This is a genomic window from Vibrio sp. Vb1337, from assembly GCF_033338715.1.
GTDB classification, from domain to species: Bacteria; Pseudomonadota; Gammaproteobacteria; order Enterobacterales; family Vibrionaceae; genus Vibrio; species Vibrio alginolyticus.
The window spans coordinates 40,106-66,342 of the sequence record NZ_JAWOTD010000026.1; the positions used below are offsets into that span (position 1 = coordinate 40,106).

Annotated in this window: 26 protein-coding genes and 1 tRNA gene; 12 read left to right on the forward strand and 15 right to left on the reverse strand. The window is 45.8% G+C overall.

The features are described from left to right. Positions 1 to 160 precede the first annotated feature (160 nt). From R7E42_RS21065 to R7E42_RS21075, 3 genes are all read left to right on the forward strand, one after another. Entirely contained in the window at positions 161 to 451 is a 291-nt protein-coding gene (locus tag R7E42_RS21065; RefSeq protein WP_005381516.1) for a co-chaperone GroES, read from the forward strand. 77 nt (positions 452 to 528) lie between these two features. Beyond that, positions 529 to 2,175, forward strand: coding sequence for a chaperonin GroEL (gene groL / locus R7E42_RS21070; RefSeq protein WP_005381509.1), 1,647 nt, complete (start codon positions 529 to 531; stop codon positions 2,173 to 2,175). 315 nt (positions 2,176 to 2,490) lie between these two features. Beyond that, a complete protein-coding gene (locus R7E42_RS21075) occupies positions 2,491 to 3,054 on the forward strand; it encodes a VC2662 family protein (RefSeq protein WP_005381507.1) in 564 nt (187 codons plus the stop codon). A 100-nt stretch (positions 3,055 to 3,154) separates the two neighbouring features. On the opposite strand, the gene R7E42_RS21080 is transcribed toward R7E42_RS21075, so the two are convergent. Beyond that, entirely contained in the window at positions 3,155 to 3,652 is a 498-nt protein-coding gene (locus tag R7E42_RS21080; protein WP_005381504.1) for an MgtC/SapB family protein, read from the reverse strand. Between the two features lie 95 nt (positions 3,653 to 3,747). Continuing rightward, complete coding sequence (gene epmB / locus R7E42_RS21085; protein ID WP_005381502.1) at positions 3,748 to 4,770, reverse strand: EF-P beta-lysylation protein EpmB; 1,023 nt, start codon at positions 4,768 to 4,770, stop codon at positions 3,748 to 3,750. Positions 4,771 to 4,802: 32 nt separating this feature from the next. Here epmB and efp point away from each other — a divergent pair, with 32 nt between their 5' ends. Together efp and R7E42_RS21095 are read left to right on the forward strand one after the other, a co-directional pair. Further along, entirely contained in the window at positions 4,803 to 5,369 is a 567-nt protein-coding gene (efp, locus tag R7E42_RS21090; RefSeq protein ID WP_005381500.1) for an elongation factor P, read from the forward strand. A 267-nt stretch (positions 5,370 to 5,636) separates the two neighbouring features. Next, complete coding sequence (locus R7E42_RS21095) at positions 5,637 to 7,040, forward strand: SPFH domain-containing protein (RefSeq protein ID WP_005381498.1); 1,404 nt, start codon at positions 5,637 to 5,639, stop codon at positions 7,038 to 7,040. 102 nt (positions 7,041 to 7,142) lie between these two features. Here the strand turns inward: R7E42_RS21095 and frdD are convergent, their stop codons facing one another. The 4 genes from frdD to frdA are packed head-to-tail and all read right to left on the reverse strand — an operon-like array spanning position 7,143 to position 10,475. Beyond that, positions 7,143 to 7,520 carry a fumarate reductase subunit FrdD gene (frdD, locus tag R7E42_RS21100; protein ID WP_005381493.1) on the reverse strand — a complete coding sequence of 126 codons (378 nt, stop codon included), beginning with the start codon at positions 7,518 to 7,520 and terminating at the stop codon, positions 7,143 to 7,145. A gap of 11 nt (positions 7,521 to 7,531) precedes the next feature. Beyond that, positions 7,532 to 7,915: a fumarate reductase subunit FrdC gene (gene frdC, locus R7E42_RS21105; protein WP_005381491.1), complete on the reverse strand. Its 384-nt coding sequence runs from the start codon at positions 7,913 to 7,915 to the stop codon at positions 7,532 to 7,534. Between the two features lie 2 nt (positions 7,916 to 7,917). After that, on the reverse strand, positions 7,918 to 8,676 hold the full coding sequence (locus tag R7E42_RS21110; RefSeq protein WP_005381489.1) for a succinate dehydrogenase/fumarate reductase iron-sulfur subunit: 759 nt from the start codon (positions 8,674 to 8,676) through the stop codon (positions 7,918 to 7,920). Beyond that, positions 8,676 to 10,475, reverse strand: coding sequence for a fumarate reductase (quinol) flavoprotein subunit (frdA, locus tag R7E42_RS21115; RefSeq protein WP_005381487.1), 1,800 nt, complete (start codon positions 10,473 to 10,475; stop codon positions 8,676 to 8,678). The genes R7E42_RS21110 and frdA overlap by 1 nt, the downstream gene beginning before the upstream one ends. A gap of 435 nt (positions 10,476 to 10,910) precedes the next feature. Between frdA and epmA the strand changes: the two genes are divergently transcribed. The 4 genes from epmA to R7E42_RS21135 all read left to right on the forward strand — a co-directional run bounded on the left by epmA (position 10,911) and on the right by R7E42_RS21135 (position 14,024). Further along, the gene (gene epmA / locus R7E42_RS21120; RefSeq protein ID WP_154204977.1) at positions 10,911 to 11,882 is read left to right on the forward strand and encodes an elongation factor P--(R)-beta-lysine ligase; all 972 of its coding nucleotides are present in this window, start codon (positions 10,911 to 10,913) and stop codon (positions 11,880 to 11,882) included. A gap of 9 nt (positions 11,883 to 11,891) precedes the next feature. Next, positions 11,892 to 12,266 (forward strand): VanZ family protein, encoded by a 375-nt coding sequence (locus R7E42_RS21125; RefSeq protein WP_017635567.1) that lies wholly within the window; start codon positions 11,892 to 11,894, stop codon positions 12,264 to 12,266. Positions 12,267 to 12,287: 21 nt separating this feature from the next. Next, the gene (locus tag R7E42_RS21130; protein WP_005386402.1) at positions 12,288 to 12,923 is read left to right on the forward strand and encodes a TetR/AcrR family transcriptional regulator; all 636 of its coding nucleotides are present in this window, start codon (positions 12,288 to 12,290) and stop codon (positions 12,921 to 12,923) included. Between the two features lie 144 nt (positions 12,924 to 13,067). Then, positions 13,068 to 14,024, forward strand: coding sequence for a DHH family phosphoesterase (locus tag R7E42_RS21135; protein ID WP_318072975.1), 957 nt, complete (start codon positions 13,068 to 13,070; stop codon positions 14,022 to 14,024). Between the two features lie 73 nt (positions 14,025 to 14,097). Here R7E42_RS21135 and R7E42_RS21140 read toward each other — a convergent pair whose 3' ends face one another. The 5 genes from R7E42_RS21140 to R7E42_RS21160 form a co-directional block, all read right to left on the reverse strand. Next, complete coding sequence (locus R7E42_RS21140; RefSeq protein WP_318072976.1) at positions 14,098 to 15,243, reverse strand: murein hydrolase activator EnvC; 1,146 nt, start codon at positions 15,241 to 15,243, stop codon at positions 14,098 to 14,100. Between the two features lie 27 nt (positions 15,244 to 15,270). Further along, on the reverse strand, positions 15,271 to 16,092 hold the full coding sequence (cysE, locus tag R7E42_RS21145) for a serine O-acetyltransferase (RefSeq protein ID WP_005381475.1): 822 nt from the start codon (positions 16,090 to 16,092) through the stop codon (positions 15,271 to 15,273). Positions 16,093 to 16,170: 78 nt separating this feature from the next. Beyond that, entirely contained in the window at positions 16,171 to 17,208 is a 1,038-nt protein-coding gene (gene gpsA, locus R7E42_RS21150) for an NAD(P)H-dependent glycerol-3-phosphate dehydrogenase (protein WP_005381474.1), read from the reverse strand. A gap of 195 nt (positions 17,209 to 17,403) precedes the next feature. Further along, entirely contained in the window at positions 17,404 to 17,868 is a 465-nt protein-coding gene (gene secB / locus R7E42_RS21155) for a protein-export chaperone SecB (RefSeq protein ID WP_005386410.1), read from the reverse strand. Positions 17,869 to 18,093: 225 nt separating this feature from the next. Beyond that, positions 18,094 to 18,528: a rhodanese-like domain-containing protein gene (locus R7E42_RS21160; protein ID WP_318072977.1), complete on the reverse strand. Its 435-nt coding sequence runs from the start codon at positions 18,526 to 18,528 to the stop codon at positions 18,094 to 18,096. A gap of 547 nt (positions 18,529 to 19,075) precedes the next feature. Here R7E42_RS21160 and gpmM point away from each other — a divergent pair. After that, positions 19,076 to 20,608, forward strand: coding sequence for a 2,3-bisphosphoglycerate-independent phosphoglycerate mutase (gene gpmM, locus R7E42_RS21165; protein ID WP_005381471.1), 1,533 nt, complete (start codon positions 19,076 to 19,078; stop codon positions 20,606 to 20,608). An 82-nt stretch (positions 20,609 to 20,690) separates the two neighbouring features. Here the strand turns inward: gpmM and R7E42_RS21170 are convergent, their stop codons facing one another. From R7E42_RS21170 to rsgA, 4 genes are all read right to left on the reverse strand, one after another. Next, positions 20,691 to 21,578 carry a DMT family transporter gene (locus R7E42_RS21170; protein ID WP_005381469.1) on the reverse strand — a complete coding sequence of 296 codons (888 nt, stop codon included), beginning with the start codon at positions 21,576 to 21,578 and terminating at the stop codon, positions 20,691 to 20,693. Between the two features lie 132 nt (positions 21,579 to 21,710). Next, entirely contained in the window at positions 21,711 to 23,126 is a 1,416-nt protein-coding gene (locus tag R7E42_RS21175) for an SLC13 family permease (protein ID WP_213915369.1), read from the reverse strand. 166 nt (positions 23,127 to 23,292) lie between these two features. After that, positions 23,293 to 24,150, reverse strand: a complete 858-nt coding sequence (asd, locus tag R7E42_RS21180) for an archaetidylserine decarboxylase (RefSeq protein WP_005381465.1) — start codon at positions 24,148 to 24,150, stop codon at positions 23,293 to 23,295. A 116-nt stretch (positions 24,151 to 24,266) separates the two neighbouring features. Next, positions 24,267 to 25,331 carry a small ribosomal subunit biogenesis GTPase RsgA gene (gene rsgA, locus R7E42_RS21185; protein ID WP_005381463.1) on the reverse strand — a complete coding sequence of 355 codons (1,065 nt, stop codon included), beginning with the start codon at positions 25,329 to 25,331 and terminating at the stop codon, positions 24,267 to 24,269. A 129-nt stretch (positions 25,332 to 25,460) separates the two neighbouring features. Here rsgA and orn point away from each other — a divergent pair, with 129 nt between their 5' ends. After that, the gene (gene orn, locus R7E42_RS21190) at positions 25,461 to 26,006 is read left to right on the forward strand and encodes an oligoribonuclease (protein WP_017635574.1); all 546 of its coding nucleotides are present in this window, start codon (positions 25,461 to 25,463) and stop codon (positions 26,004 to 26,006) included. Positions 26,007 to 26,162: 156 nt separating this feature from the next. After that, a tRNA-Gly gene (locus tag R7E42_RS21195) sits at positions 26,163 to 26,235 on the forward strand. The last annotated feature ends 2 nt before the right edge of the window (positions 26,236 to 26,237 follow it).

The following is a 26,237-nucleotide window of genomic DNA, read 5'->3' on the forward strand; positions in this document are numbered from 1 at the left end:
CGTTGCCTAGTTGTTCGTTATTTTAACTAAGTCACAAAAATTTTGTGCCACCCCCTTGGGATCGCTGCTTCGACCCCTTATATAGGGATCACGTGTCTGGGGCTACAGTCCCTAAGGACAATTATCAAATAAACATGGAAATTTTCAGGAGAGACGACCGATGAACATTCGTCCATTACATGACCGAGTTATCGTTGAACGTAAAGAAGTTGAATCTAAGTCTGCTGGTGGCATCGTTCTGACTGGTTCTGCTGCAGAAAAATCGACTCGCGGTGTTGTTCTAGCTGTGGGTAAAGGCCGCATCCTAGAAAACGGCACCGTACTGCCACTAGACGTTAAAGTCGGTGATACCGTTATCTTCGCTGAAGGTTACGGTACAAAAACTGAAAAAATCGACGGTAAAGAAGTGCTTGTCATGTCTGAAAACGACATCATGGCGATCGTTGAATAATAGCAATCATTGAGTAATTTTTTGCTCAGATTCAATTACGAAATTACACACAAAGAATTTTAGAAAGGAAATCAAAGATGGCTGCTAAAGACGTTAAATTTGGTAATGACGCACGAGTTAAAATGCTGGAAGGTGTAAACGTTCTGGCTGACGCAGTAAAAGTAACACTGGGTCCTAAAGGACGTAATGTCGTTCTAGACAAATCTTTTGGTGCACCGACTATCACTAAAGATGGTGTATCAGTAGCGCGTGAAATCGAGCTGGAAGATAAATTCCAGAACATGGGCGCACAAATGGTTAAAGAAGTTGCGTCTAAAGCAAACGACGCAGCGGGTGACGGTACAACAACAGCAACGGTACTAGCACAATCTATCGTTAACGAAGGTCTAAAAGCAGTCGCAGCGGGCATGAACCCAATGGATCTTAAGCGTGGTATCGACAAAGCTGTTGCCGCGGCAGTTGAGCAACTAAAAGAGCTTTCTGTTGAATGTAACGACACAAAAGCGATCGCGCAGGTTGGTACTATCTCTGCAAACTCAGACGCAAGCGTAGGTAATATCATTGCAGAAGCAATGGAGCGTGTGGGTCGTGATGGCGTTATCACGGTTGAAGAAGGTCAGGCGCTACAAGACGAGTTAGACGTAGTAGAAGGTATGCAGTTCGACCGCGGTTACCTGTCTCCTTACTTCATCAACAACCAAGAATCAGGCAGTGTTGATCTAGAAAACCCATTCATTCTTCTAGTAGACAAGAAGATCTCAAACATTCGTGAGCTTCTTCCAACGCTAGAAGCTGTCGCGAAAGCATCTCGTCCACTGCTTATCATTGCAGAAGATGTAGAAGGCGAAGCGCTAGCAACATTGGTTGTGAACAACATGCGTGGCATCGTAAAAGTTGCAGCTGTGAAAGCACCTGGCTTCGGTGACCGTCGTAAAGCAATGCTACAAGACATCGCTATCCTAACTGGCGGTACTGTGATTTCTGAAGAGATCGGTCTAGAGCTAGAAAAAGTTGCACTAGAAGATCTAGGTCAAGCGAAGCGTGTTTCTATCACGAAAGAAAACACGACTATCATCGATGGTATCGGTGAAGAAGAGATGATCTCTGGCCGTGTTGCTCAGATTCGTCAACAAATCGAAGACGCAACTTCAGACTACGACAAAGAGAAACTACAAGAGCGCGTAGCTAAACTGGCTGGCGGTGTTGCAGTAATCAAAGTTGGTGCTGCGACTGAAGTTGAAATGAAAGAGAAGAAAGACCGTGTAGAAGATGCGCTAGCCGCAACTCGCGCAGCGGTTGAAGAAGGTGTTGTTGCTGGTGGTGGTGTTGCACTTATCCGCGCGGCATCTAAGATTGCTCACCTAACGGGTGACAACGAAGAACAAAACGTTGGTATCCGCGTTGCACTACGTGCAATGGAAGCGCCAATCCGTCAAATCACGAAGAACGCAGGTGAGGAAGACTCAGTTGTTGCGAACAACGTGAAAGCGGGTGAAGGTAGCTACGGCTACAACGCGGCAACAGGCGAATACGGCGACATGCTAGAAATGGGTATCCTAGATCCAACTAAAGTTACTCGTTCTGCACTACAATTCGCAGCATCGGTTGCAGGTCTGATGATCACTACTGAAGCGATGGTTACTGACCTACCGCAAAAAGACGCGCCAGCGATGCCTGACATGGGCGGCATGGGTGGCATGGGCGGTATGGGCGGCATGATGTAAGCCAGCTTATCTCATCGCTCTAAGGGAGCCCTTATAGCGGAAAGATAACCGACCAAACCTTTAAAAGTCGAGGCAGATGCCTCGACTTTTTTTATGCGTGTCACCTGAGAAACATGACGTTCTGGAGTGGCTTATCATGAGATTTTTGAGCGTAAAAAGCGCCATTTCAGAAGCAAAAAATCGAAGAGAAATATTTTTTCTTTTGAGTCAGATGGTTAAATCTGACCTATTGCTAACACTTTTTGAACGGGGACAGAGCAAAATCTGAACATTACACTATGTTGTAAATTGTTGCTTCCCATCATGGAGATGAAAATGAAAAAGCTTATGACGTCATTGGCGGTTGCAGCCGCTATCGCATCACCTGTTGCTTTTGCCGACAGTACACCTGTGATGTTCTCTACTATCGATAACACAAACGCACCCTCTAATTCTTCAGTAGGTGGCGTTCGTTTAGCTGTGCTGCATGGGCAGGTAAATGAGGTTAAAGGTGTCGACTTTTCACTGCTTGGTATGTCAGAAACGGATCGTACGACAGGTGTGAACTTCGGTCTGTTTTTTGGCGCAGCAAAAGTAAATCAAGAAATGAAAGGCGCGTCTTTAGGCTTAGTTAACTGGAACCAAGGTCAGACGACGGGTGTTAACTTGGGTGCTGTTAACATTACGAACAACGTAAAAGGCTTGAACTGGAGCGCGGTGAACTATTCTGAAGGCTACACCATGGCGGATGTGGGCTTAGCGAGTATCTCTAAGAAGTCTAATTTCCAGTTTGGTTTCTTCAACATGACCGATCAAATCGATGGCGTGCAAATTGGTCTTTTGAACTGTGCGGATAACGGTTTCTTCAAGTGTTTCCCACTCATCAACTTTGCTAAGTAATCCCTGAGAAAGTCAGAATCTTTATATACAGAAAGCCCTCGATGTTCGTCGAGGGCTTTTTAATTACAGATGGGATGAAGCGAGTTTCTCGGATCGTTAACTATTTAATTAATCGTGATGAAGTTTTGCGTTGTTGAATTCTTTGATGAACACCGCGGCGTAATGCTTTGATGTGGTTTTCTGCTTTATCCACACCTAACAACACGGTTAATGTCAGGAGAGTAATAACCACCGACTGCGTTAAATAACCCAAACCTATCATCAAACCTAAACCTGCTAGCACCCATATTACAGCCGCGGATGTTACGCCATGGATTTTTCCATCAAGTGTCATCATAACGCCAGCGCCTAAGAAGCCGACGCCAGTAATGATCTGACCAAGCACTCGTGCTTGATCAAGTGTATTTGGCGATAACGACACTGCCATCGACATAAACAGGTAGGTGCCTGAAATAATTAATATTGCTGTGCGAATGCCAACCGGTTTACCACGAGTTTGGCGCTCTATACCGATCATGAGCCCATTAATGGCGCAGCATAGTAGGGCAGGCCAACTGAATGGGCCAAGATCGAAAATTTGTTCGAATGCTGTATGCATCTTGACCTCCAAAAGTGCGGAGTATGCATAGACTTACCGTGCAAAGCGAACAAAAATAATCAATCTAGACGACAAATTTAATTGAGCGTCAGAGCTTACTCTAAATGCAAATCCAACGGCGTTTTACTTGGCCTGCCACCAATTTCTCGTGTGAGTTTTGGTACCAGATAACCCGATACACGCGTGATGAGTCCGCGCATAATAGCTTTCGCTTCTTCGTCCGAAATAAAGTAGTGCGCTGCGCCTTGCACCTTATCAAGAACGTGGAGGTAATAAGGCAAGATACCCGCGTCAAATAAGGCCTCACTTAACGCCACTTGAGCTTCTACCGAATCATTCACGCCTTTCAGCAGAACGCCTTGGTTTAGAAGCGTAACGCCCGCTCTTTTGAGCTTGAACATCTGTTCAGCAAATTCGTCATTGATTTCGTTGGCATGGTTGATGTGAGTGACGAGGATGATTTGTAACCTTGATGCTTGCAGAAGTTGGCATAGTTCATCAGTGACTCGAGCAGGAATCACCACAGGTAAACGGCTATGAATACGCAGACGTTTGATGTGAGGAATGTGAGCAATGTGCTCTAAAAGCCAATGAATCTCATCGTCTTTTGCCATTAATGGATCACCACCTGAGAAGATGACTTCGTTCAACTCTGGTTGTTGTGCCATGTACTCTAAGCACTTGGTCCAGGCTTGTTTCCCGCTTTTGTTCTCTTGATAAGGGAAGTGACGACGAAAGCAGTAACGGCAATTTACCGCGCAGCCACCTTTGACAATCATCAGGGCGCGGTTGCGATACTTGTGTAGCAGGCCAGGGACTTCATTGTCCTGCTCTTCCAATGGATCATTGGAGTAACCCGGATGCACCTCAAATTCGTCGCTCAGTGGTAAAACCTGACGTAAAAGAGGGTCTTTAGGGTTGCCTTTCTCCATCCTATCGACAAAACTTTGCGGTACACGCTGTGCAAACAGCTTGCGCGCGGCAAACCCGTCTTGCCACGGTGAAGGATCAATTTCCAGTATTTCGAGCAATTTTGCAGGATCAGAGATCCCATTCGCCAACTGTTTGAGCCAGTTTTGCTCAACAGATTCGACTTTTCGGGTTATTATGTGCGGCATTGAATTTAGCTCTAAGAATGTAAGAGGAAAAAATGGCTACAGTTAGCACCAATGAATTTAAAGGCGGTCTTAAGTTAATGCTTGATAACGAGCCTTGTGTAATTCTGGAAAACGAATACGTTAAACCAGGTAAAGGCCAAGCGTTCAACCGTGTTAAAATTCGTAAACTTCTTTCTGGTAAAGTGCTAGAGAAAACATTCAAGTCTGGTGACACTTGTGAAGTGGCAGACGTAATGGATATCGACCTAGATTATCTATATTCAGACGGCGAATTCTACCACTTTATGAACAGTGAAACGTTTGAACAGATCGCAGCGGATGCAAAAGCGGTAGGTGAAAACGCTAAGTGGTTGGTAGAAAACAACACTTGTATGATCACTCTTTGGAACGGTAACCCAATTACTGTTACTCCACCAAACTTCGTTGAGCTAGAAGTTGTAGACACAGACCCAGGCCTGAAAGGTGATACTCAAGGTACTGGCGGTAAACCAGCTACGCTATCAACTGGCGCTGTTGTTCGTGTTCCTCTGTTCATCTCAATTGGTGAAGTGATTCGCGTAGATACTCGTACTGCTGAATACGTAGGTCGTGTGAAGTAAGCACTTTATATGATTGTTAGAAAGGTCGCTTCGGCGGCCTTTTTTATTGCCTGTGATTCTTCTCTTTTAATCCCTCTGCGTAAAACATCGATATCCTCCGCAAATTTTTGATGATTTTGTATTATTCGTAAAAATCTTATTTATTCCATGAATCTGTCGATTATTCCTTAATGTAACATTTTGATACATTAGTACTTGTTGCTGAGTTGCATAGCAATCTGATTTTTATCGATTTAACTCAGTAACAATCCAAAAAAGGAGAACAAAATGGAAAGCAGAGGTTTAGGAAGGGGTTTAAAGGTGGAAGAGAGACGTCAGTTACTACATAAAGGATTAAAAGCAGCCGTATTTGGCGTACCGCTGTTGGCAATAGGCTTAACGATTAATAGCTCGGTGCTGATGACCGATGCGGGTTACAGCTACGTGCATCAGAATAATATTACTGGTGAGTTGGATGTGTTTACTGAACCTGGCATTCATTTTCGTATGCCATTTCTGTCCAAAATCACCAAGTATGACCAAGTGATCACCGTGTCATTCGGTAACAGCAAGGGCGAAGATTTTTATCAACGTCTTGATGCGATTCAGGTTCGATTTGCCGACACCTATATTGGTCAGATCCCCGTAACATTCCGCTTTAAGCTCAGTAATGACCCTGAAGCGGTGAAGAAGATGCATAAAGAGTTCCGCAACAACAGTAACTTGATCGATGCGCTGCTTGTAAAGAACGCACGTAACGTAACGGTGATTACCGCAACCCAATACACGGGTGAAGAGTTTTTCCAAGGTGGTTTGAACCAGTTCAAATCGAAACTTGGCGATCAGTTACGAGAGGGGATTTATCTAACAGAGCGACGTCAGGTTGAAGTGGAAGAGTTGGATCTTGCGCCTGTTGGGGCGAATCAAGCTAATCCGAACCAATTACAGCGCACCAATCAACTGGTTTGGAAAACCGTACCTGTCGTAGACAAAACCGGGCAACCGATTCGTCAAGACAATCCGTTACAACAATACGGTATTCAAGTGACGCAGGTGACCATTGGTGACCCGCAGCCAGAAAAGCAATTAGATCAGCTATTGGCAGATAAAAAGCGTTTAGTGGCGGATCGTATTCGCGCGATTCAGGAACAAGAAACGTCGAAAGCACAGGCAGAGACCGAGCAGTTACGCAAAGAGATTCAACGAACACGTGAGGTGCAAGACGCTCAGCGTGGTAAAGAACTCGCAATTATTGCTCAGCAAAAAGAAGTGGAAGTTGCACGTCAGATTGCAGAGCGTGAAATCGTTGAAGTGGAAAAAACCAAACGACTTGCTGAAGTCGAGAAGGAGAAAGAGCTAGCTATCGCAGAGGCTAACTTAGCGATTCAAAAAGCGAACGCACTTTCTGCTGAGTTTGAAGCGAAAGCGATATTAGCGAAAGGTCGCGCAGAATCTGAAGTCCTTAAAGGTAAGTATGCGGCGTTAGGAGCAAACCGTGAAGTTTACTTGGCAGAATTGAATCGAGACGTAGCGAACTCGCTGTACAACAATTTGCAAAACTTCCAAGTTCAGATGCCACAAAATTACATTGGTGGAAGTGACGAAACGGGCTTGAAAACAAACCTAGATGTGATTACTGGCTTTGGTGCTCTGGGTCTTATGGACCAGACAAAGAAGGTCACACAGCAATAAGATCATGGGTGGTCAAAAGCTTAAAAAGCAAAAAGATCATAGGTAACCCAAAGCAATAAAAAAGCTGGCATTTAGCCAGCTTTTTCTTTTTTGGTCAGTCTCTTAAATCATGAAGATAAAGATAACTGCTAGTGCAGTGATGAGGCCTGCAAATGCATAGCATGCAATTTTACCAATCACACCAGTGTGGAACTTAAGGTCGTGCATGCCGTGGTGTACACGGTGCATTGCATGCCACATTGGCAATGCTAGCGTGCCAATGATGAATAGCGCACCGATGATGCTGGTTGCGAATGCGGAGACACGCTCGTAGCTCATCGCTTCTGCATCAATCACGCCTAGTGGGACCAAGATGCCCAGCACCAATACCGTGATTGGCGTGATCATCGCGAACCAAGTACCACCTGCGCCAAACAGACCCCACCAGATTGGCTCATCAGAACGTTTTGGTGATGTGTTTACACTATAATTCGGTTTCATTGCTCAGCTCCTTACACCACGATGAGAACGATCAGTGAGATAAACGCAACAGCGGCCCACTGAGTCAATACGATGATCTTCTTGTCCACTGGTTTGCCTTTCAAACGAATTGGCATTACTTGTGGCATCATGCTGAAGAAAGTTTGAGCGTGGAATAGGCTACCGAGTAGTGCAACGATGTTGATTGCGACTACGATTGGGTTCGCCATGAATGCTAACCAACCTTGCCATGCTTCAGGACCTTTCACCAAGCAACCTAAACCGAAAGTTAGGAACAGAGTGAATAGGATTAACGGAAGCACCGTAGCTTCGCGTAGCATGTAGAAGCGGTAGAAAGGATGGTTCTTCCACCAAGTGCGTTTTACTTCACGAACGTAAGGTTTACGATTGCTCATCCTTATGCCTCCACTTTCTTTGGTGAACCATCAGGTTTCAACATAGCAATCACGAAGTCCATAGAAGACTCCACTTTGCCTTGGTTTACTGCCGCTGCTGGGTCAACGTTCTTCGGACAAACTTCAGAACAGTAACCAACAAACGTACAACCCCAAGCACCGTTTTCACCGTTGATAAGCTTCATGCGCTCATCTTTACCGTTGTCACGACTGTCTAGGTTGTAGCGGTGGGCTAGCGTTAGTGCAGCAGGACCGATGAACTCTGGGTTAAGACCAAACTGAGGACATGCTGCATAGCACAGACCACAGTTGATACAGCCAGCAAACTGTTTGTATTTCGCCATCTGTTCTGGCGTTTGCAAGTTCGTACCGTCTTCTGGTTTACGATCGTTACCAATGATGTATGGTTTGATTGCTTCTAGGCGCTCGATGAATGGCGTCATATCAACAATCAAGTCTTTCTCGATTGGGAAGTTCGCTAGAGGCTCGATAGTCACGCCGTCTGGGTAGTCACGTAGGAAGCTCTTACAAGCAAGTTTCGGTACGTTGTTCACCATGATGCCGCAAGAACCACAGATCGCCATACGACAAGACCAACGGTAAGACAGATCTTTGTCTAGGTGGTCTTTGATGTAACCAAGTGCGTCAAGTACAGACATGGTTTCATCGAATGGGACTTCGAATGTTTGCTTGTATGGTTCTGCATCTTTTTCTGGGTCGTAACGCAGGATGTCTACTTTTTGAATGCGATTTGCTGACATTATGCTTGCTCCTCTGCGTTCTTCTCTTCAGCCGCGGCTTTTTCTGCTGCTTCACCGTATAGACGAGCTTTTGGTTGTGACTTAGTGATGGTCACATTGCTGTAATCGATACTTGGTGCTGACTCTGGCTTGTAGAAAGCAAGTGAGTGTTTTAGGAAGTTTACGTCATCACGTTCTGTACAACCGTCGTCTAGACGCTGGTGCGCGCCGCGCGATTCTTTACGTAGAATCGCAGAGTGAACCATCGCTTCTGCGACTTCTAGGCCGTAACCCACTTCGATTGCGTATAGAAGGTCTGTGTTGAACACTTTACCTTTGTCTTTGATGCTGATGCGTTTGTAGCGTTCTTTCAACTCAGTGATTTTGTCGATAGTCGCTTGCATCAAATCTTCTTGGCGGTAGATACCACAGCCTGCTTCCATGGTGTGGCCCATTTCTGTGCGGATTTCTGCCCAGTTTTCGTCGCCTTCTTGGTTCATCAGTTTCGCGATGCGCTCTTCAACGGCTTTGACTTGCGCGTCAATTGCCGCGTCGTTCCAACCTTTGAATTCTGCTGCGCGTTTCACTGCATTTTCACCCGCTACGCGGCCAAATACCACGAACTCAGCCAGTGAGTTAGAACCTAGACGGTTTGCACCGTGAAGACCAACAGACGCACATTCACCCACCGCGAATAGGCCTTTAATGCGAGTTTCACATCCGCCGTCCGTTTCAATACCACCCATGGTGTAGTGAACGGTTGGACGAATTGGAATTGGCTCTTTTGCAGGGTCCACGTTTACGTAAGCTTTTGCTAGCTCACAGATGAACGGTAGACGCTCTTGTAGGTACTCTTCACCAAGATGGCGAAGGTCTAGGTGCACCACGTCACCCAGTGGGTGTTTGATGGTGTTGCCTTTCTGTTGTTCGTGCCAGAAAGCTTGAGAAACTTTGTCACGAGGACCCAGTTCCATGTATTTGTTCTTCGGTTGGCCAACTGGAGTTTCAGGACCCATGCCGTAATCTTGTAGGTAACGGTAGCCATTCTTGTTAACGATGATACCGCCTTCACCACGACAACCTTCCGTCATCAGGATACCTGTACCAGGAAGACCGGTTGGGTGGTATTGAACGAATTCCATATCACGTAGAGGAACGCCGTGACGGTAAGCCATTGCCATACCATCGCCCGTTACGATACCGCCGTTGGTGTTACAGTGGTAAACACGGCCCGCGCCACCTGTTGCTAGAACAACCGATTTTGCTTTGATAGTAACAAGCTCGCCTTCAGACATGTGAATAGCAATCAGACCTTGAACTTCGCCTTCATCAACAAGCAGATCCACCACAAAGTACTCATCAAAACGTTTGATGTTGCTGTACTTCATTGATGTCTGGAATAGCGTATGAAGCATGTGGAAGCCAGTTTTGTCTGCAGCGAACCAAGTACGTTCAACCTTCATACCACCAAAGCGGCGTACGTTGACTTCACCGTTCTCTTTACGACTCCATGGGCAACCCCATTGCTCCATTTGGATCATTTCGCGAGTCGCGTTCTCTACAAAGTATTCAACAACATCCTGTTCACATAGCCAGTCACCACCGCCAACAGTGTCGTTGAAGTGGTTGTCTAAGCTATCTTCATCCTTGATAACTGCTGCTGAGCCACCCTCTGCAGCGACCGTGTGGGAGCGCATTGGATAAACTTTAGAAATCAGAGCGACTTCTAAGTCTGGGTTTGCTTCAGCCGCTGCAATAGCAGTACGAAGACCAGCGCCGCCTGCGCCGATGACTGCGATATCTGTGGTGATAATTTGCACAGTTATCCTCCAGTGTGTGATTGCGGAAATCCGCTTGTTATTGTCATTACGAGGCGCTCTTTAAAAAGAACTCCCCAAAAGTAGTAGGGTTAGTGTAGATGAGCCACATGGCAGAAAAATTGATGTAATTGGGTTTTTGCTTCGGTAATGCACTTAAGGGCATAGAATTTATAGGTTATGTGACTGCTATCACGGCATCGAGGTTTTGGCCCTCAAGCATTAACATTAGGGATGTTAAGCCTGTGTTGCGTGACATTAACCGCATGGATAATAGGATTTTAACTGAGTGTTTTTTGTTCTGCGGCACGAGTAATGCTTGCCTCAAATTGGCGAGCTCATTAGTAAAAAGAAGAAGGGATATTCCTCTCTTCTTGAAGAGTAAAAAGCATGTAGAATGAGACTTTCCTCGCTGAATTAAAGTTTGAGAGATTTGTTATGCAAACCAACTGGCAACCTACTGCTTCCATTGACCAACTTCGTCAACGTGCGACGTTAGTCGCGTCGATTCGACAATTCTTCGCTGACCGACAGGTGATGGAAGTCGATACGCCAGCCATGAGTCACGCAACCGTGACTGACATCCATTTGCATACTTTCCAAACCGAGTTTGTTGGCCCAGGCTATGCCGATGGCAGTAAGCTGTTTTTTATGACCAGCCCAGAATTCCATATGAAGCGCCTTTTGGCTGCGGGTAGCGGTTGTATTTATCAAATCAACAAAGCATTTCGTAATGAAGAGAATGGTCGCTACCACAACCCTGAATTCACGATGTTGGAGTGGTATCGCGTTGGCTTTGACCATCATAAATTGATGGATGAAATGGATGACCTGTTGCAGCTGGTATTGAAGTGTGGCGCAGCGCAGCGCATGACGTATAAGCAAGCCTTCATTGATGTGTTGGGTGTGTGTCCACTGGAAGGCTCGATGACTGAGCTGAAAGCGGCGGCAAGCAAGCTGGGTTTGAGTGACATTGCTGAGTCAGAAGAAGATCGCGATACGCTGCTGCAACTACTATTTAGCGTGGGAGTAGAAAACAAAATTGGTCAGGACGTGCCGGCTTTTGTGTACGACTTCCCTGCATCACAGGCGGCGCTTGCGAAAATCAATCCTCAAGATCATCGCGTCGCGGATCGTTTTGAAGTGTACTTTAAGGGGATAGAGCTGGCGAACGGATTTCATGAACTGGATAACCCGAAAGAGCAATTAGCGCGCTTTGAACAAGATAACGCAAAGCGTATCGAAATGGGTTTAAAACCACAGCCGATCGATTATCATCTGATCTCTGCACTGGAAGCAGGGTTGCCAGATTGTGCAGGGGTCGCGTTGGGTATCGATCGTTTGATCATGCTGGCGCTAGGCTGTGACCACATTGATCAAGTGACGGCCTTTCCATTTCCAATTGCATAAGGACGTCCAATGAACCTGACGGCTGCACGTTTCGTCATCTTTAGCTACGCCATATTGATCGCTTTTTTATCTCTGAGTTCAGGTGAACTGCAAGACTGGGGCAATATCGCGTATCTCGACAAAATGCAGCACGCTATGGCGTATAGCGGCTTTGCGTTTTTAGGTTGTTTTTGTGTGTGGCGTTGGCGTCAACGTTGGGCGGTGGCGATTAGTATTTTGCTATTCAGCGCCGTTATTGAGTGGTTGCAAGGGTATGTAGGGCGACAAACTTCTTGGTTAGACCTTGTCGCCAACTCAACTGGCATCTTAACTGGTCTGTTATGTTACCGTATTTGGAGCCTCTATCGACCTAGGTTGGTGAAGTCGCTATACTCGATTCGTTAATGAAGAGGGAACACGATAACAATGAAAACGCGCGACAAAATCGTCTACGCGGCACTGGAGTTGTTCAACCAACATGGTGAGCGCAACATCACCACCAATCACATTGCCGATCACATCGAAATTAGCCCTGGTAATCTGTATTACCACTTCCGCAATAAGCAAGAAATCGTTCGTGAGATCTTTGCGCTTTATTCAGCAGAACTTTTAGAAAGATTTACCCCTATTCAAGGTTCGCAAGAGAGCCTGACTATGCTGAAGAGCTACCTAGACTCTATTTTTACCTTGATGTGGAAATACCGCTTTTTCTACGCAAACCTACCAGAAATCTTGTCACGAGATGAACAGCTACACGAGCAGTACATCGATGTGCAAGAGAAGCTGCAAGCGAATCTCATTGCTATTATGCAAGAGTTCGTAACGATGAAGCTGTTGAATGTCGATCAACTACAGTTGAAGTCACTGGTATGTACATTGCACTTGATTGCGTGTAGTTGGTTGGCGTATCAATCTGCGATGGCTTCAAAAACCAACATTACTGAGCAAATGGTGAAGCAAGGGATGTTGCAGATGCTTAATGTCGTTAAGCCATTAGCAACTGAGCAGGGCTTAGAGCAGCTACTGTTATTAGAAGATGCGGTTAGCAATCTACACAGTTAAACGTCAAGCTGCTTAATATTTCGAGAGTCACTCTCATTTTCGAGTCGTGGCTCGAGTTGACTTGTCAAATATGCCACGCACAATAGTCCCATACGCTAAAAACCCTTGCAGGGATAAGATTCTCGATAAAGGAACTATCGCCCCATGAATTACGACATTTTTAATGGTGATGCTGATGGCATCATTGCTCTTCTACAATTACGTTTGGCTGATCCTGTCGATGCCCAGTTAATAACCGGTGTAAAGCGCGACATCAAGCTGGTGGAAAAAGTAGACGTGCAAGCGGGTGATGAGCTGACTGTGTTAGACATTTCGATGGAAAAGAACATGGCAGGTCTAGAGCAAGCTTTGGCTCAAGGCGCGCACGTCTTTTACGCCGATCATCACAAAGCGGGCGACATTCCTCAGCATGGTAATTTGGATGCGCACATCGATCTCGATGCCAACATGTGCACGGCGTTGATTGTCGATAAGTTGCTCGATGGACGTTTTCATGACTGGGCGATTACGGCGGCTTATGGCGATAACATGATTGCTAAAGCCGATGAGTTAGCGAATAACGCGGGCTTGTTGCAGCAACAGAAAGAGCAGCTAAAAGAGCTGGGTACTTTAATTAACTACAACGGCTACGGATCGAAAGTTGAAGATTTACACTTTCACCCTGCGGAGTTGTACCGAGCTTTGCTGAAGTACACGTCACCATTTGAAGCTATTGAAGATACGGCCTCGCCATACTACCAATTGCAATCGGCTTACCAACAAGACATGGAGGTGGCTCTCGCAGTGCCTGCCATGCATGAGAGCGGTAAGCTGAAGTTGTTTGAGTTACCAAACACGGCGGCATCACGCCGAATCAGTGGTGTTTATGGCAACTGGCTAGCAAACCAAACCCCTGACTCTGCGCATGCGGTACTTACTGAAAATTCAGATGGGACTTATACGGTTTCACTCCGTGCCCCGTTAAACAATAAACAAGGTGCCGTTGCCGTGTGTGGTCAGTTCCCGACAGGTGGGGGGCGAGAGGCGGCGGCAGGAATCAACGCGTTAAGCAAAGATGATGTGAATGCTTTTATTGATGCGGTAGAAACCTACTACGCATAGCATTTGCCAAAATATGAATACAAAAAAGGAGCCGAGTGGCTCCTTTTTTATTATAAGTCTATCAGTCAGATAATCAGCGTTTTAACCAAGATTTCGGATTCTGCGCTTCACTATTACGACGAATTTCAAAGTACAGCGATGGCCTGTCTTGACCACCTGTATCACCCGCGAGAGCAATCACTTCGCCGGCGGTGACTCGGTCGCCTTCTTTTTTAGTTAAGGCTTGGTTGTAACCATAGAGGGTCATGTCACCTTTGCCGTGGTCGAGCAGTACCACTAAACCGTATCCGCGCAGATACTCCGCAAATACGACAGTACCAGGATAAACGGCTTTCACTTGTTGACCATAGTTGGCAGACAGCACCATGCCCTTCCAGTTTACCTGCCCGGTTTGTCGCGTACCAAAGTTGTGTAACACACTGCCTTTGAGTGGCCAAGGCAACTTACCACGCTGTTTGCCGAGTCCGTCCATTGGCACCGCATTACGCTTCGCTGCTTTGGCGATCTCTGCTTTTAAACGGGTTTCGTTGCGTTGCAGCTCGGCTAAGTAGCGTTTGTCATTCTTGATACTGCTCTGAATTTTATTCAGGGTTTGCTTACGCTTGGATTGTGTACTCGCTAGCGCTGTACGTTTTTCGGATTGCTGCTTGAGCAGAGTCTCGATTTGCTCTTTTTCTAGCTCGAGCTGGTTTTTGTTGTGCGCTAATTCTTGGGTTATTTTGGTGATCGCATCAATCACTTCAGCACGTGCTTTAGCTAAATGCTGGAAGTATTGGCTCATGCGGTCTTCTTCCACACCTTGATTTAACAAGTGACCATTGGCCTTCGCTCGCTCGGTTACGTAATACGTTTGCAGCAGCTGTTTGAGTTCTTCTTCTTGCTCTTGACGCTGTGCTTCTTGCAAGGCAATTTTCTCTTCTAGGTTTTCTATGTTTTTGTCTGCTTGTGCGAGGTTAGACTTGGTTTGTCGTATTTCACGCTCAAGCTTAGAAATTCCAAGCTCTTGATCTTTTAGTGACTTCTGTAACTCATTGAGCTGCTTTTCTTGGGAAGAGAGCGATTTGCGCTGACGGCTTATCTCACTGGATACGCCTTTGAGCTCTTGCTGAGTCACAGCAGAGGAGGTAATGGGATAAGTGGCAGATAAAGCACAAGTTAATAAAATAGCCGAGCGTAGAACAGGGTGATTTTGTTTTCGCACTTGAGAGTTACCTACCACGTTGTTGTCAAAAAGGTTTGTTGACGATTAAATACCATCTCCATGGATAAAGCTTTGCGACTTGCCGTTAAAGCCTTGATCCATATCGAGAGAAGGTTTGTCCGTTTTTGGACGTCCGACGATTTTTGCAGGCACGCCAGCCACCGTTGTGTGAGGAGGCACGGCTTGCAATACCACAGAGCAAGATCCGATTTTCGCGCCTTCACCAACTTCGATATTGCCAAGAATCTTTGCACCAGCGCCGATCATTACGCCTTCGCGAATTTTCGGGTGACGATCACCGCATTCTTTACCAGTACCACCAAGGGTGACATCTTGCAGTATAGACACGTCGTTTTCGACCACGGCAGTTTCACCAATCACGATGCCTGTTGCATGGTCGAGCATGATACCACTACCAATGCGCGCTGCAGGGTGAATATCGACCTGACATGCTACCGAAATCTGATTTTGTAGGTAAGTCGCAAGAGCGTGACGACCTTGCTTCCACAGCCAGTTTGCTACTCGGTAGCCTTGCAGTGCGTGATAGCCTTTTAGGTACAGCAATGGCATTGAGTACATTGAAACAGCAGGGTCGCGATTGACCGTGGCACAAATATCACAAGCCGCGCCGTCAGTGATGGTTGGATCAGCCGCAAAGGCTTCTTCAACCACTTCACGCACAGCCATCGCTGGCATGGAAGCGGTGTTCAATTTGTTAGCCAGAATATAACTCAGAGCGGCACACAAACTTTCATGCTTGATAATGGTGGCATGATAGAAGCTCGCCAGCATAGGCTCTTGTTCTGACATTTCACGGGCTTCTGAGACAATTTTGTTCCAGACTTTTTGTTTTTCGCAGTGTTTCATTCTCAATATCCAGAGTGGTTCTTCCGTGACCCGACAACTTCAATTTTTCTCAGATGAGCTGCAAAGGGCGGTAGATTGCTACTTTCCTTCGGCTTTTTTGTCACGAGCAAGTAAATCTTGCGCTGCTAAGCGCGCATCTTTTCCTTGATACAATACTTGATAAATTTGATCAACTATCGGCATCTCAACACCCATACGTTGAGAGAGTAGCCATACTTCTTTTGTATTGCGGTAACCCTCAACCACTTGGCCAATTTCTTCTTGAGCCGTATCAACGTCTTTACCTTGGCCTAATGCCAAGCCAAAGCGTCGGTTACGTGATTGGTTATCGGTACATGTCAGGACAAGATCGCCTAAACCTGCCATGCCCATAAAGGTTTCTGGCTGTGCACCCAGCGCAGCACCAAGGCGACTCATTTCAGCCAAGCCACGAGTAATTAATGCAGTACGGGCGTTGGCGCCAAAACCAATACCATCAGACATACCCGCACCAATCGCAATAACGTTTTTCACAGCGCCGCCCAATTGCATACCAATAAAGTCACTATTGGCATATACGCGGAAGGTTTTGCTACAGTGGATTTTTTCTTGTAGATCCGCAACAAATTCAGAATCTGGAGACGCAACTGAAATTGCAGTCGGCATACCCATTGCGAGCTCTTTCGCAAACGTTGGGCCAGACAATACTGCTAGTGAGTAGTTTTCACCGATAATGTCATAAGCGACGTCTTTCAGCAGGCGCCCCGTTTCAGGTTCAAGCCCTTTGGTTGCCCAACAGATGCGAGAGTCTTCGCGCAAGAATGGTTTACAGCTGTTTAGCACGATGCCAAAGACATGGCTTGGAACCACAACCAACAAATCTCGGCTTGCTTGAACGGCTTTTTCTAAATCCGATTCAATGATCAAGCTTTCAGGGAAATCAACACCTGGTAAGAAGGCATGGTTAGCTCGGTCTGCTTCTAGGCGAGCCATGTGCTCTGGCTCGTGTCCCCAAAGGACAACGTTCGCGCCGTTACGAGCGAGTGAAATTGCCAAAGAGGTGCCGTATGAGCCTGCGCCAATCACAGTCATTGCGATGTCTTTACCGTAAGCATTGTTTGTATTTGCTTGTGTCATGCTACCGCCTAATTGTCTTGCTACTAGTAGAATCTAGTTCCTAATCGTCAAATTTTACGCCTTCTGGCGATTAGGAACTAGGAACTTTTGTCAGAAATAAAAAATGCACATTGCATCGGATGGTAGACGCTCTGTGCATTTTATTTGAGTCGGTGACGTCAGCACTGTGGCTATTCGTCACTTATAAAACGTGAATTACGCTTCAGCTTCGCCTTGTTGAGCTTGCTGTTGTAGGTAGTTCATGAATAGCGCGTCAAAGTTTACTGGCGCTAGGTTCAGTTGAGGGAACGTACCTTTAACGACTAGGCTTGAGATAGTTTCACGAGCGTATGGGAATAGGATGTTCGGGCAGAATGCGCCTAGGCAATGTGCAAGTTGACCAGCTTCCATTTGTTCAGCAGTGAAGATACCACCTTGTTGAACTTCACATAGGAACGCAGTCTCTTCTTCGTTCTTCACAGTAACGGTTAGGCGTAGAACAACTTCGTAAACGCCTTCACCAAGCTCACGGCTTTGAGTGTCTAGGTCTAGTTTAACGTCTGGGTTCCACTCTTTCTGGAAAATTACTGGAGAGTTCGGCGCTTCAAAAGAAACGTCTTTTAGGAAGATGCGTTGAATTGCGAAGTTTTGTTGTGCGTCTTGAGGTGCTGCTTCAGCCATTTTTTAATCCTTAAATCAATATTTGTTGAGCCTAGAAACGTCTAAGCTCAGAAAACTGGTATGTCCTGAGACTAACTGAGCCAATCTACCTTGACTAGATGAAGCGTGTATTACGTGCAAAGCGTCACAACTTAGTGCTCCAACTGCTTTCAATTTGCTCAGTTTTTTGTCCGCGAGGCTTGGTAAAAGCGCGTTTAAACACGAACTTTCGTTCTTGCCACGTTCCTACTTCTTACCGCGAACTAACGGCAGGTTCGCTTCGTTCCACGCAATCAAACCATTTTTTAGTAGGCTCACGTTTTCGAAGCCTGCTTTTACTAGTAGGTTTGCGCTTTCTTGAGCGGTCTGTCCTGTCTTACATACCACAATGATTGGGTCTGATTTGTGGTTTTCAAGGCTACCCAAGTTACCCGCTTTGATGTCTGACGGTAAAATGTGAAGTGAGTCGGTGATATGACCTTTTTTGAACTCGTCTTTGGTACGGATATCCACTACAACGCCGTTTTCACGGTTCATAAGATGAGTCAGTTGGTTTACGTTGATTTCTTTGTATGCGGCTGTCGCTGATTTCACGATGTTCATGATAAAGGCGATAAGAAGACCTACCCAAACCAAAGATAGAATCATGTTCTGTTGGAAAAATTCAATGTACTCTTGCATGTCTTGAGCTCTTACGCTGTTGGCGGAAAAATAAAGCAGGAGTATAGCGAGGTTACGGCTCTTAGGCGAGAGGGTTAAAATTTTCTAACGAATAATTGAGATCTCTATAAACCCTTTATGCCCTTACTATCCGTACATTTCGCTCTGGTAGCTTGATTGCTTTTGCCTATTGGACTTATCGGTTTAAGTGACTTCTGTTTTACTGAGAAAAGAGAACAATAGGTATTAACCCATCTTGTTTGATGTTGCTTTAAATTAGCGCTGTTTCAAGTGCAAAAATAAGAATGAGAAGCGTAAGAAAACCGAACTTAGACTGGGGTGTACAAAGCGTATTAGAAATGACTATGCTTGTGGAACACGATTGTCGGCACTGACTCGTTGTTCGCTTAACTTGTAAGATAGCAACAATAAATCGCAAACATTATTTGATCTTAACCTACAGTTTTGGTTAAAAAGTGTAGTAAAATTACGCTAGTTTTGTTTCAAGGTTAGATAGGGCAGCGAGGCCCTACGCCAAAAGTTACTTAAATTTGATGAGGTCATCACTATGTCAGCTAAGAAGCCACTGGCTCTAGTTATCCTTGACGGTTACGGTTACCGTGAAGACACAGCAAGTAACGCAATTGCGAATGCGAAAACACCAGTAATGGATGCTCTGATTGCGAATAACCCACACACATTAATCTCTGCTTCAGGCATGGATGTTGGCCTTCCTGATGGTCAAATGGGTAACTCTGAAGTTGGTCACACTAACATTGGTGCAGGCCGCGTTGTATACCAAGACCTGACTCGTATCACTAAATCAATTGCTGATGGTGAGTTCGAACAAACGCCTGCGCTAGTTGAAGCAATCGACTCTGCTGTGAAAGCTGAAAAAGCAGTACACATCATGGGCCTGATGTCTCCAGGCGGTGTTCACTCTCACGAAGACCACATTTACGCTGCAGTTGAAATGGCAGCGGCGCGTGGCGCAGAGAAAATCTACCTACACTGCTTCCTAGACGGCCGTGACACACCACCACGTAGTGCTGAAAACTCACTACAACGTTTCCAAGACCTATTTGCGAAACTAGGTAAAGGCCGCGTTGCTTCTCTAGTAGGTCGTTACTACGCAATGGACCGTGACAACAACTGGGATCGCGTCCAAGTTGCTTACGATCTTCTAACTCAAGCTAAAGCTGAGTTCACAGCAGAAACGGCAGTTGCAGGTCTAGAAGCGGCTTACGCTCGTGAAGAAAACGACGAATTCGTTAAAGCAACAGCTATCAAAGCGGAAGGTCAAGAAGACGCAATCATGCAAGATGGTGATGCGGTTATCTTCATGAACTACCGTGCTGACCGTGCACGTCAAATCACTCGTGCATTCGTTCCTGCGTTTGACGGCTTTGAGCGTGCAGTATTCCCAGCAATCAACTTTGTGATGCTGACTCAATACGCGGCTGATATCCCTCTAGCTATCGCATTCCCACCTGCGTCTCTAGAAAACACTTACGGTGAGTGGCTATCTAAACAAGGTCAAACTCAGCTACGTATCTCTGAAACAGAGAAATACGCACACGTGACTTTCTTCTTCAACGGTGGTGTTGAGAACGAATTTGAAGGCGAAGAGCGTCAATTGGTTGCTTCACCAAAAGTTGCAACGTACGACATGCAGCCTGAAATGAGCTCTCCAGAACTAACAGATAAGATGGTTGCGGCTATCAAGTCTGGTAAGTTCGATACCATCATCTGTAACTACCCGAACGCAGATATGGTTGGTCACACTGGCGTTTATGAAGCGGCTGAGAAAGCAATCGAAGCTCTAGATGAAAGTGTGGGTAAAGTGGTTGAAGCAATCAAAGAAGTTGGCGGTCAACTATTGATCACTGCGGACCACGGTAACGCAGAAATGATGATCGACCCTGAAACTGGCGGCATCCACACTGCTCATACTAACCTACCAGTACCTCTAATCTATGTAGGTGACAAAGCGGTTGAATTCAAAGAAGGCGGTAAACTGTCTGACCTTGCACCAACCATGCTTTCTCTAGCTGGTCTAGAAATCCCAGCAGAAATGACGGGTGAAGTACTAGTTAAATAATTAACTAACGGCTCCGAATGACAAAAGCCCGAGTTTAAACTCGGGCTTTTTTGTATCTGGCAGTAAGGGCTGGTCTGTAAGGTTACTGAACCAAAATGCCAGCACCAATCACAGCTAGGGCTGCGCCCAACCATGCAAATCGGTTTGGTCGGCGTTTAGTGTAAATCCAGAGCAGTGGTAGCAACATAATTGGCGTGGTTGAAGATAGAAGTGCAACCATACCTACATTTCCTTCTTGCAGTGCGTATAAGATTAGCGTCATGCCGACGGCCATCGCCAAGAAACCATTAAGGGCAGTAATACCAAATACGCGCCAAGTAATGTGTTGCGTCGAGCGAGCGACTTTGACCCCTAGAACTAACAACATGCTGTGGGCGAAAAAGGCACTGATCATTCGAATAGCAGAAGCCGCAACTGGGTCAATACTGGTTTGCATTACTGGCTTGGCGATAATGCCTCCCAATGCTTGGCACATTGCTGCGGTTAAGCCAAGTCCAATACCTACCCAGATGTTACCTTTAATGTCTTCCAAGACGTTATTCACTTGACCTCTTCGGCCAAAGAATATCGCCATCACCACGCCGCTAAATACCAATGATGCGCCCAGTAGTTCTATTGTGGTCATGACTTCGCTAAATAAGAAGTAGCCCAAGATGGCAGAGAACACGGCGTGGCAAGAGAAGAGTAACCCGGCTTGTCTTGGCCCCATACGATTCAAACACGCGAATAGAGCGGTATCGCCAATAAAAATACCAATCAGTCCTGAGGCCATCATTGGCGTTACATGTTCCCAAGAAACCGTTAACCAGCCGCCAGTTATCCAGGCCATTGTTGATAAGATCACGGCCGTACAGCCCATGCGCCAGCGGCTGTAAGAAAAAGCGCCTAGGTGTTGTGCAGGAATGACCGAAATTAGGCTAGAAACTGCCCACAGAAAAGCGGCGCATAAAGCAAGCCATTCGTAACCCATGATGTGTCGACGTCCTTGTAGAGTAGAGGAGTCTTAATATGCACGAAATTTATGGGATGTAAAAGCCGCTCTGTAAGGGCAGTAGCTGGAGAGCAGCTCCATGACAACACGCTTTTTCATGGAGCTCTTCGATTAAAACAGTACCAAAACTGCGCCATACACGATAAGTAGACCAATCAAACCGAGAATCAGGCCTACTTTCGCCATGTCTTTGCTCTCGATGAGGCCTGTTGAATAAGCCAAAGAGTTTGGTGGTGTGGAAACCGGTAAGATCATGCCAAGTGATGCGGAGAAGGCGACGACAACCAGTAAACCTTGTAGGCCACCAACCGCAATAAGGCTTGGCATGGATGTACCAATAGCGGCAGCAATAGGCATCAATAAGTTTGCCGTTGCGGTATTAGACATAAAGTTCGCCATTAACCAGCACACTACCGATAGGGCTAAAACAACGGCAAATGGTGATAGCAGGCTGTAATCAATGGCGTGCGCTAATGCTTCGGCTAAGCCCGTTTTGTCTAAGGCAATGCCAATTGCTATACCACCGGCAACTAGCCATAAAACATCCCAGTTAATCAGCTTGAGCTCTTCTTTTCCCATAATGCCCGTTAACGTGAACACTGCTAGTGGGATAATCGCGACAACGTATGTATTCATGCCATGCACTTTCGTTGTCATCCAAAGCGAAATGGTTAGTGCAAAAGTGATGTAGACGACGATCGCACGCCAGCTCCTTTTGAATGTACCATCTAGCTTTAGTTTCATTTCTGGTTCGCTAGACGGAAACAGCTTTTGCAACAAGAACCAAGCTACAGTGAGTTGTACCAACACAAAGGGTAGACCCATTGTCATCCACGATAGGAAGTCTATCGCGTTTTCTCCAGTGAGATATTGAAGCGCTATCGCATTAGGTGGCGTGCCTATCGGAGTCGCAATGCCGCCTGTATTCGCGGCAATTGGAATACACAACACCAGTGCTTTAATGCCTAAATCCCCTTTAGGTGCTGAAGCGACGATGGGGCCAAGCAGGGCTAGCATCATCACGGTCGTGGCAGTATTGGACATAAACATTGAAAAAACGGCGGTAATTAACATCAAGCCCAGCATGATGAACTTAGGTTGGGTGCCGAATGGTTTTAATAGTACTCGGGCGAGGTTGTTGTCGAGCTCGTATTTGGAAGCCGCAATCGCAAGAGCAAAACCACCCATAAAAAGAATAATGATCGGTGAAGAGAAGGCCGAGAAAATATCGGTGTAAGCAATTAACTCTCCTAAATCATGCCCCGCTGGTGGATTGCGAAATAGATGCAAACCTTTATCCGATATCATGATCAGTTCAAGAGCGATAATAAGAATGGACGTAGCAAAAACGGGAACCGGCTCGAGAACCCAAAGTAGGGCAGCAAGAAGAAAAATAGCCAACAGGCGATGCTGAATTAAAGTGAGATCGTTAATAGGAATAGCATCGATCGGCATCATCAAAACACCGAGCGGAATTAAAAAGCACACCAGCAATTTCGCCAACGTGTTTACACTCATCTTTGGCATTGGCTGCCCCTCTAAATATTCATTCTAAGCGCAGGATAATTGATTGTGGAATGAGGGTCTTAGAGGCAGGTATGAGTTTGAGAAATAGAGGCTAAATTTCGAACGGAGTTTTGCTTTTTATCAATAAAAAGAGCCCTTAATAAAGGGCTCTTTAACGGTGTTTTACTTATTTTTTCAAGGCGTAAGGTGTGCCCATAACGGTTGGCTTACCGTTTTCCATGCTTGCGTCAAACTCAATCGCGTCTTTGGCAAACAGGTTAATAACAGTAGAACCCAGTTTGAAGCGGCCCATCTCTTCACCTTTTTTCAAGATCACGGCCTTGTCACCCTCTGCTGGGTAATCCCATTTGTAGACAGTGTTTCCACGAGGCGGAGTGATCGTGCCAGCCCATACTTGCTCAATGCTACCAACAATTGTCGCACCAACAAGCACCTGTGCCATTGGACCAAACTCAGTATCGAAGATACACACCACACGCTCGTTACGTGCAAATAGGTTTGGTACGTTTTCTGCTGTCAGAGGGTTTACTGAGAACAGGTCACCTGGTACGTAAATCATTTGGCGCAGAGTGCCGTCACATGGCATGTGTACACGGTGGTAATCGCGCGGAGATAGATACAATGTGGCAAAAGAACCATCTTTAAATTCGTCCGCTAAATTCGCGTCACCGCCCAGCAATTCTTGTGCTGAGAAGTGATGACCTTTTGCTTGGATAAGTTGACCATCTTCAATAGGGCCAAACTGGCTAACACAAGCGTCGGCTGGATGAGTGATGACGTTTTCGCCTTCAGAAATTGGGCGTGCGCCTTCTTTTAGCTCACGAACGAAAAACTCGTTGAACGTTTTAAAATGCTTAGGATCTGAGTGCTTTGCCTCATCCATATTCACATTGTATTGTTTGATAAACCAACGAATAACTGCTGTTGTTAGACCGCCAGCTTTTGCTGAAGCCAGTTTACCCATTAGGCGAGTGAGGCCGTGTTGTGGGATCCAGTACTGCAGTCCAACTTTAAACTTGTCCATCTTTAATTCCGATACTTCTGTTAGATTCGCGCTTTAGGGCGCGTGATGTTACTGAAATTTAATTTGCTTGTCAGTATTAGGTGAAGACTTTTTACACAGTTACAGCCTTAACTCAATTACAGATCGGCTTTTTTATTACGTGAATACTGACGATTTGCTTTATTTTCAACCATGCTTTCCAAAATGCGATGATAGTTTTCAAAGCGAGTTTCGTTAATTTCCCCGTTCTCGACAGCTTCACGTAGAAGGCAGCCTGGGTCATCATTGTGTTTACAATCTCGGAACTTGCAACCACCTAAATATGGTCGAAATTCAATGAATGCTTTTGTTACTTCTTCTGCTTCCAAATGCCAAAGACCAAATTCACGTACTCCAGGTGAGTCGATCAAATCGCCACCCGTTGGAATGTGGTATAAACGTGCAGCCGTCGTGGTGTGTTGGCCCAAGCCAGAGTTCTCAGAGACTTCGCCTTCTTCCACTTCGCTCTCTAGTTCCGGCATTAACGCGTTGACTAAGCTGGATTTCCCTACGCCTGATTGACCAACAAAGATATTAATTCGGTCACGCAGCAGGGTTTCTAGTTCAGCAATGCCTTCTCCAGACTTCTTGCTGACCAGAAGCACTTTATAGCCAATACGTTCATATTCTTTGAGCCATTCTTCATACATTGCACGATCATCGGCTTCTAGAAGGTCGACCTTATTTAAGACCAACAATGGCGCAATATTCAGTGTTTCTGATGCAACGAGATAGCGGTCAATAATATTTAGCGATAGCTCTGGTAATACCGAAGAGACAATGACCATTTGATCAATATTGGCTGCAACGGGTTTTAGGCCATCGTAATAATCTGGACGAGTGAGCACTGAAGAGCGAGGTTCTACCGCTTCAACAACACCAGAGATGCCCGCCATAGACTCCAATCCTTCGCGCCATAAAACACGATCGCCAGATACTAGAGACTCAATACCACGGCGGAGGTTACAGCGTTGAATTTCGCCTGTTTCAAGGTCTTCAATGTCCGCGTGCTGACCAAAACGAGTGATCACGAGACCTTGCTTGCTGGCGCCTAGCATGTTTTCATCCCACTGGATGGACTCTTCTTGCTTCTTCAAACGCTTTTGTTGGTTGCTACGTACGCGTCGCACCTGACCTTTGGTTAACTTTTTCTTCTTTGCCACAATTCTGTACTTTATGTGAATTTACTCAAATGGTTGAGCCGTACTCTTGGCTCTGTGTATGAGTATCGTGTTTCTCGTATTTTGAGGTATAGTACCTCTTTTATCGATAAACAAATAGGCGGCGTAACCATGTCCTTTAGCGATCAAAACCTAATTTGGGTTGATTTAGAGATGACAGGGCTTGATCCTGAAACGCACAAAATCATCGAAATTGCTTCTATTGTCACAGATAGCGAACTAAATATTTTGGCTGAAGGTCCAGTGTTAGCGATTCATCAGCCGGAAGAAGAACTGGCGAAAATGGACGACTGGTGCACTAATACGCATACGGCAAGCGGTTTGGTGGAGCGCGTTCGAAACAGTCAAATCTCAGAACAAGACGCAGTCGCACAAACCATTGAATTTTTAGAAAAATGGGTGCCGAAAGGAGCTTCGCCAATATGTGGTAACAGCATTGGGCAGGATCGCCGCTTTTTATACAAGCATATGCCTGAGTTGGAAGAGTTCTTCCATTACCGATATGTTGACGTTAGTACTCTTAAAGAACTAGCACGTCGCTGGCAACCTGAGGTGCTAAATGGGTTCACAAAACAGGGAACACATTTGGCCTTGGACGACATTCGTGAGTCCATCGCAGAACTTAAGTACTATCGAGGTACTATTTTCAAGATTTAACTGTTAAGGTTGCGATCCAAATTGTTGTAATTTATATCGCTTTTGATTGCTTTTTCGTCGTTCAGTAAAAAAATAAAGTTTTTTTGAAGGAAGGACTTGCATCACAAAAAAATGCTCTTATAATTCGCAGCCCTAAACAGCGGAAACGTTGTTGATGCGACACTAGCTCAGTTGGTAGAGCGCAACCTTGCCAAGGTTGAGGTCACGAGTTCGAACCTCGTGTGTCGCTCC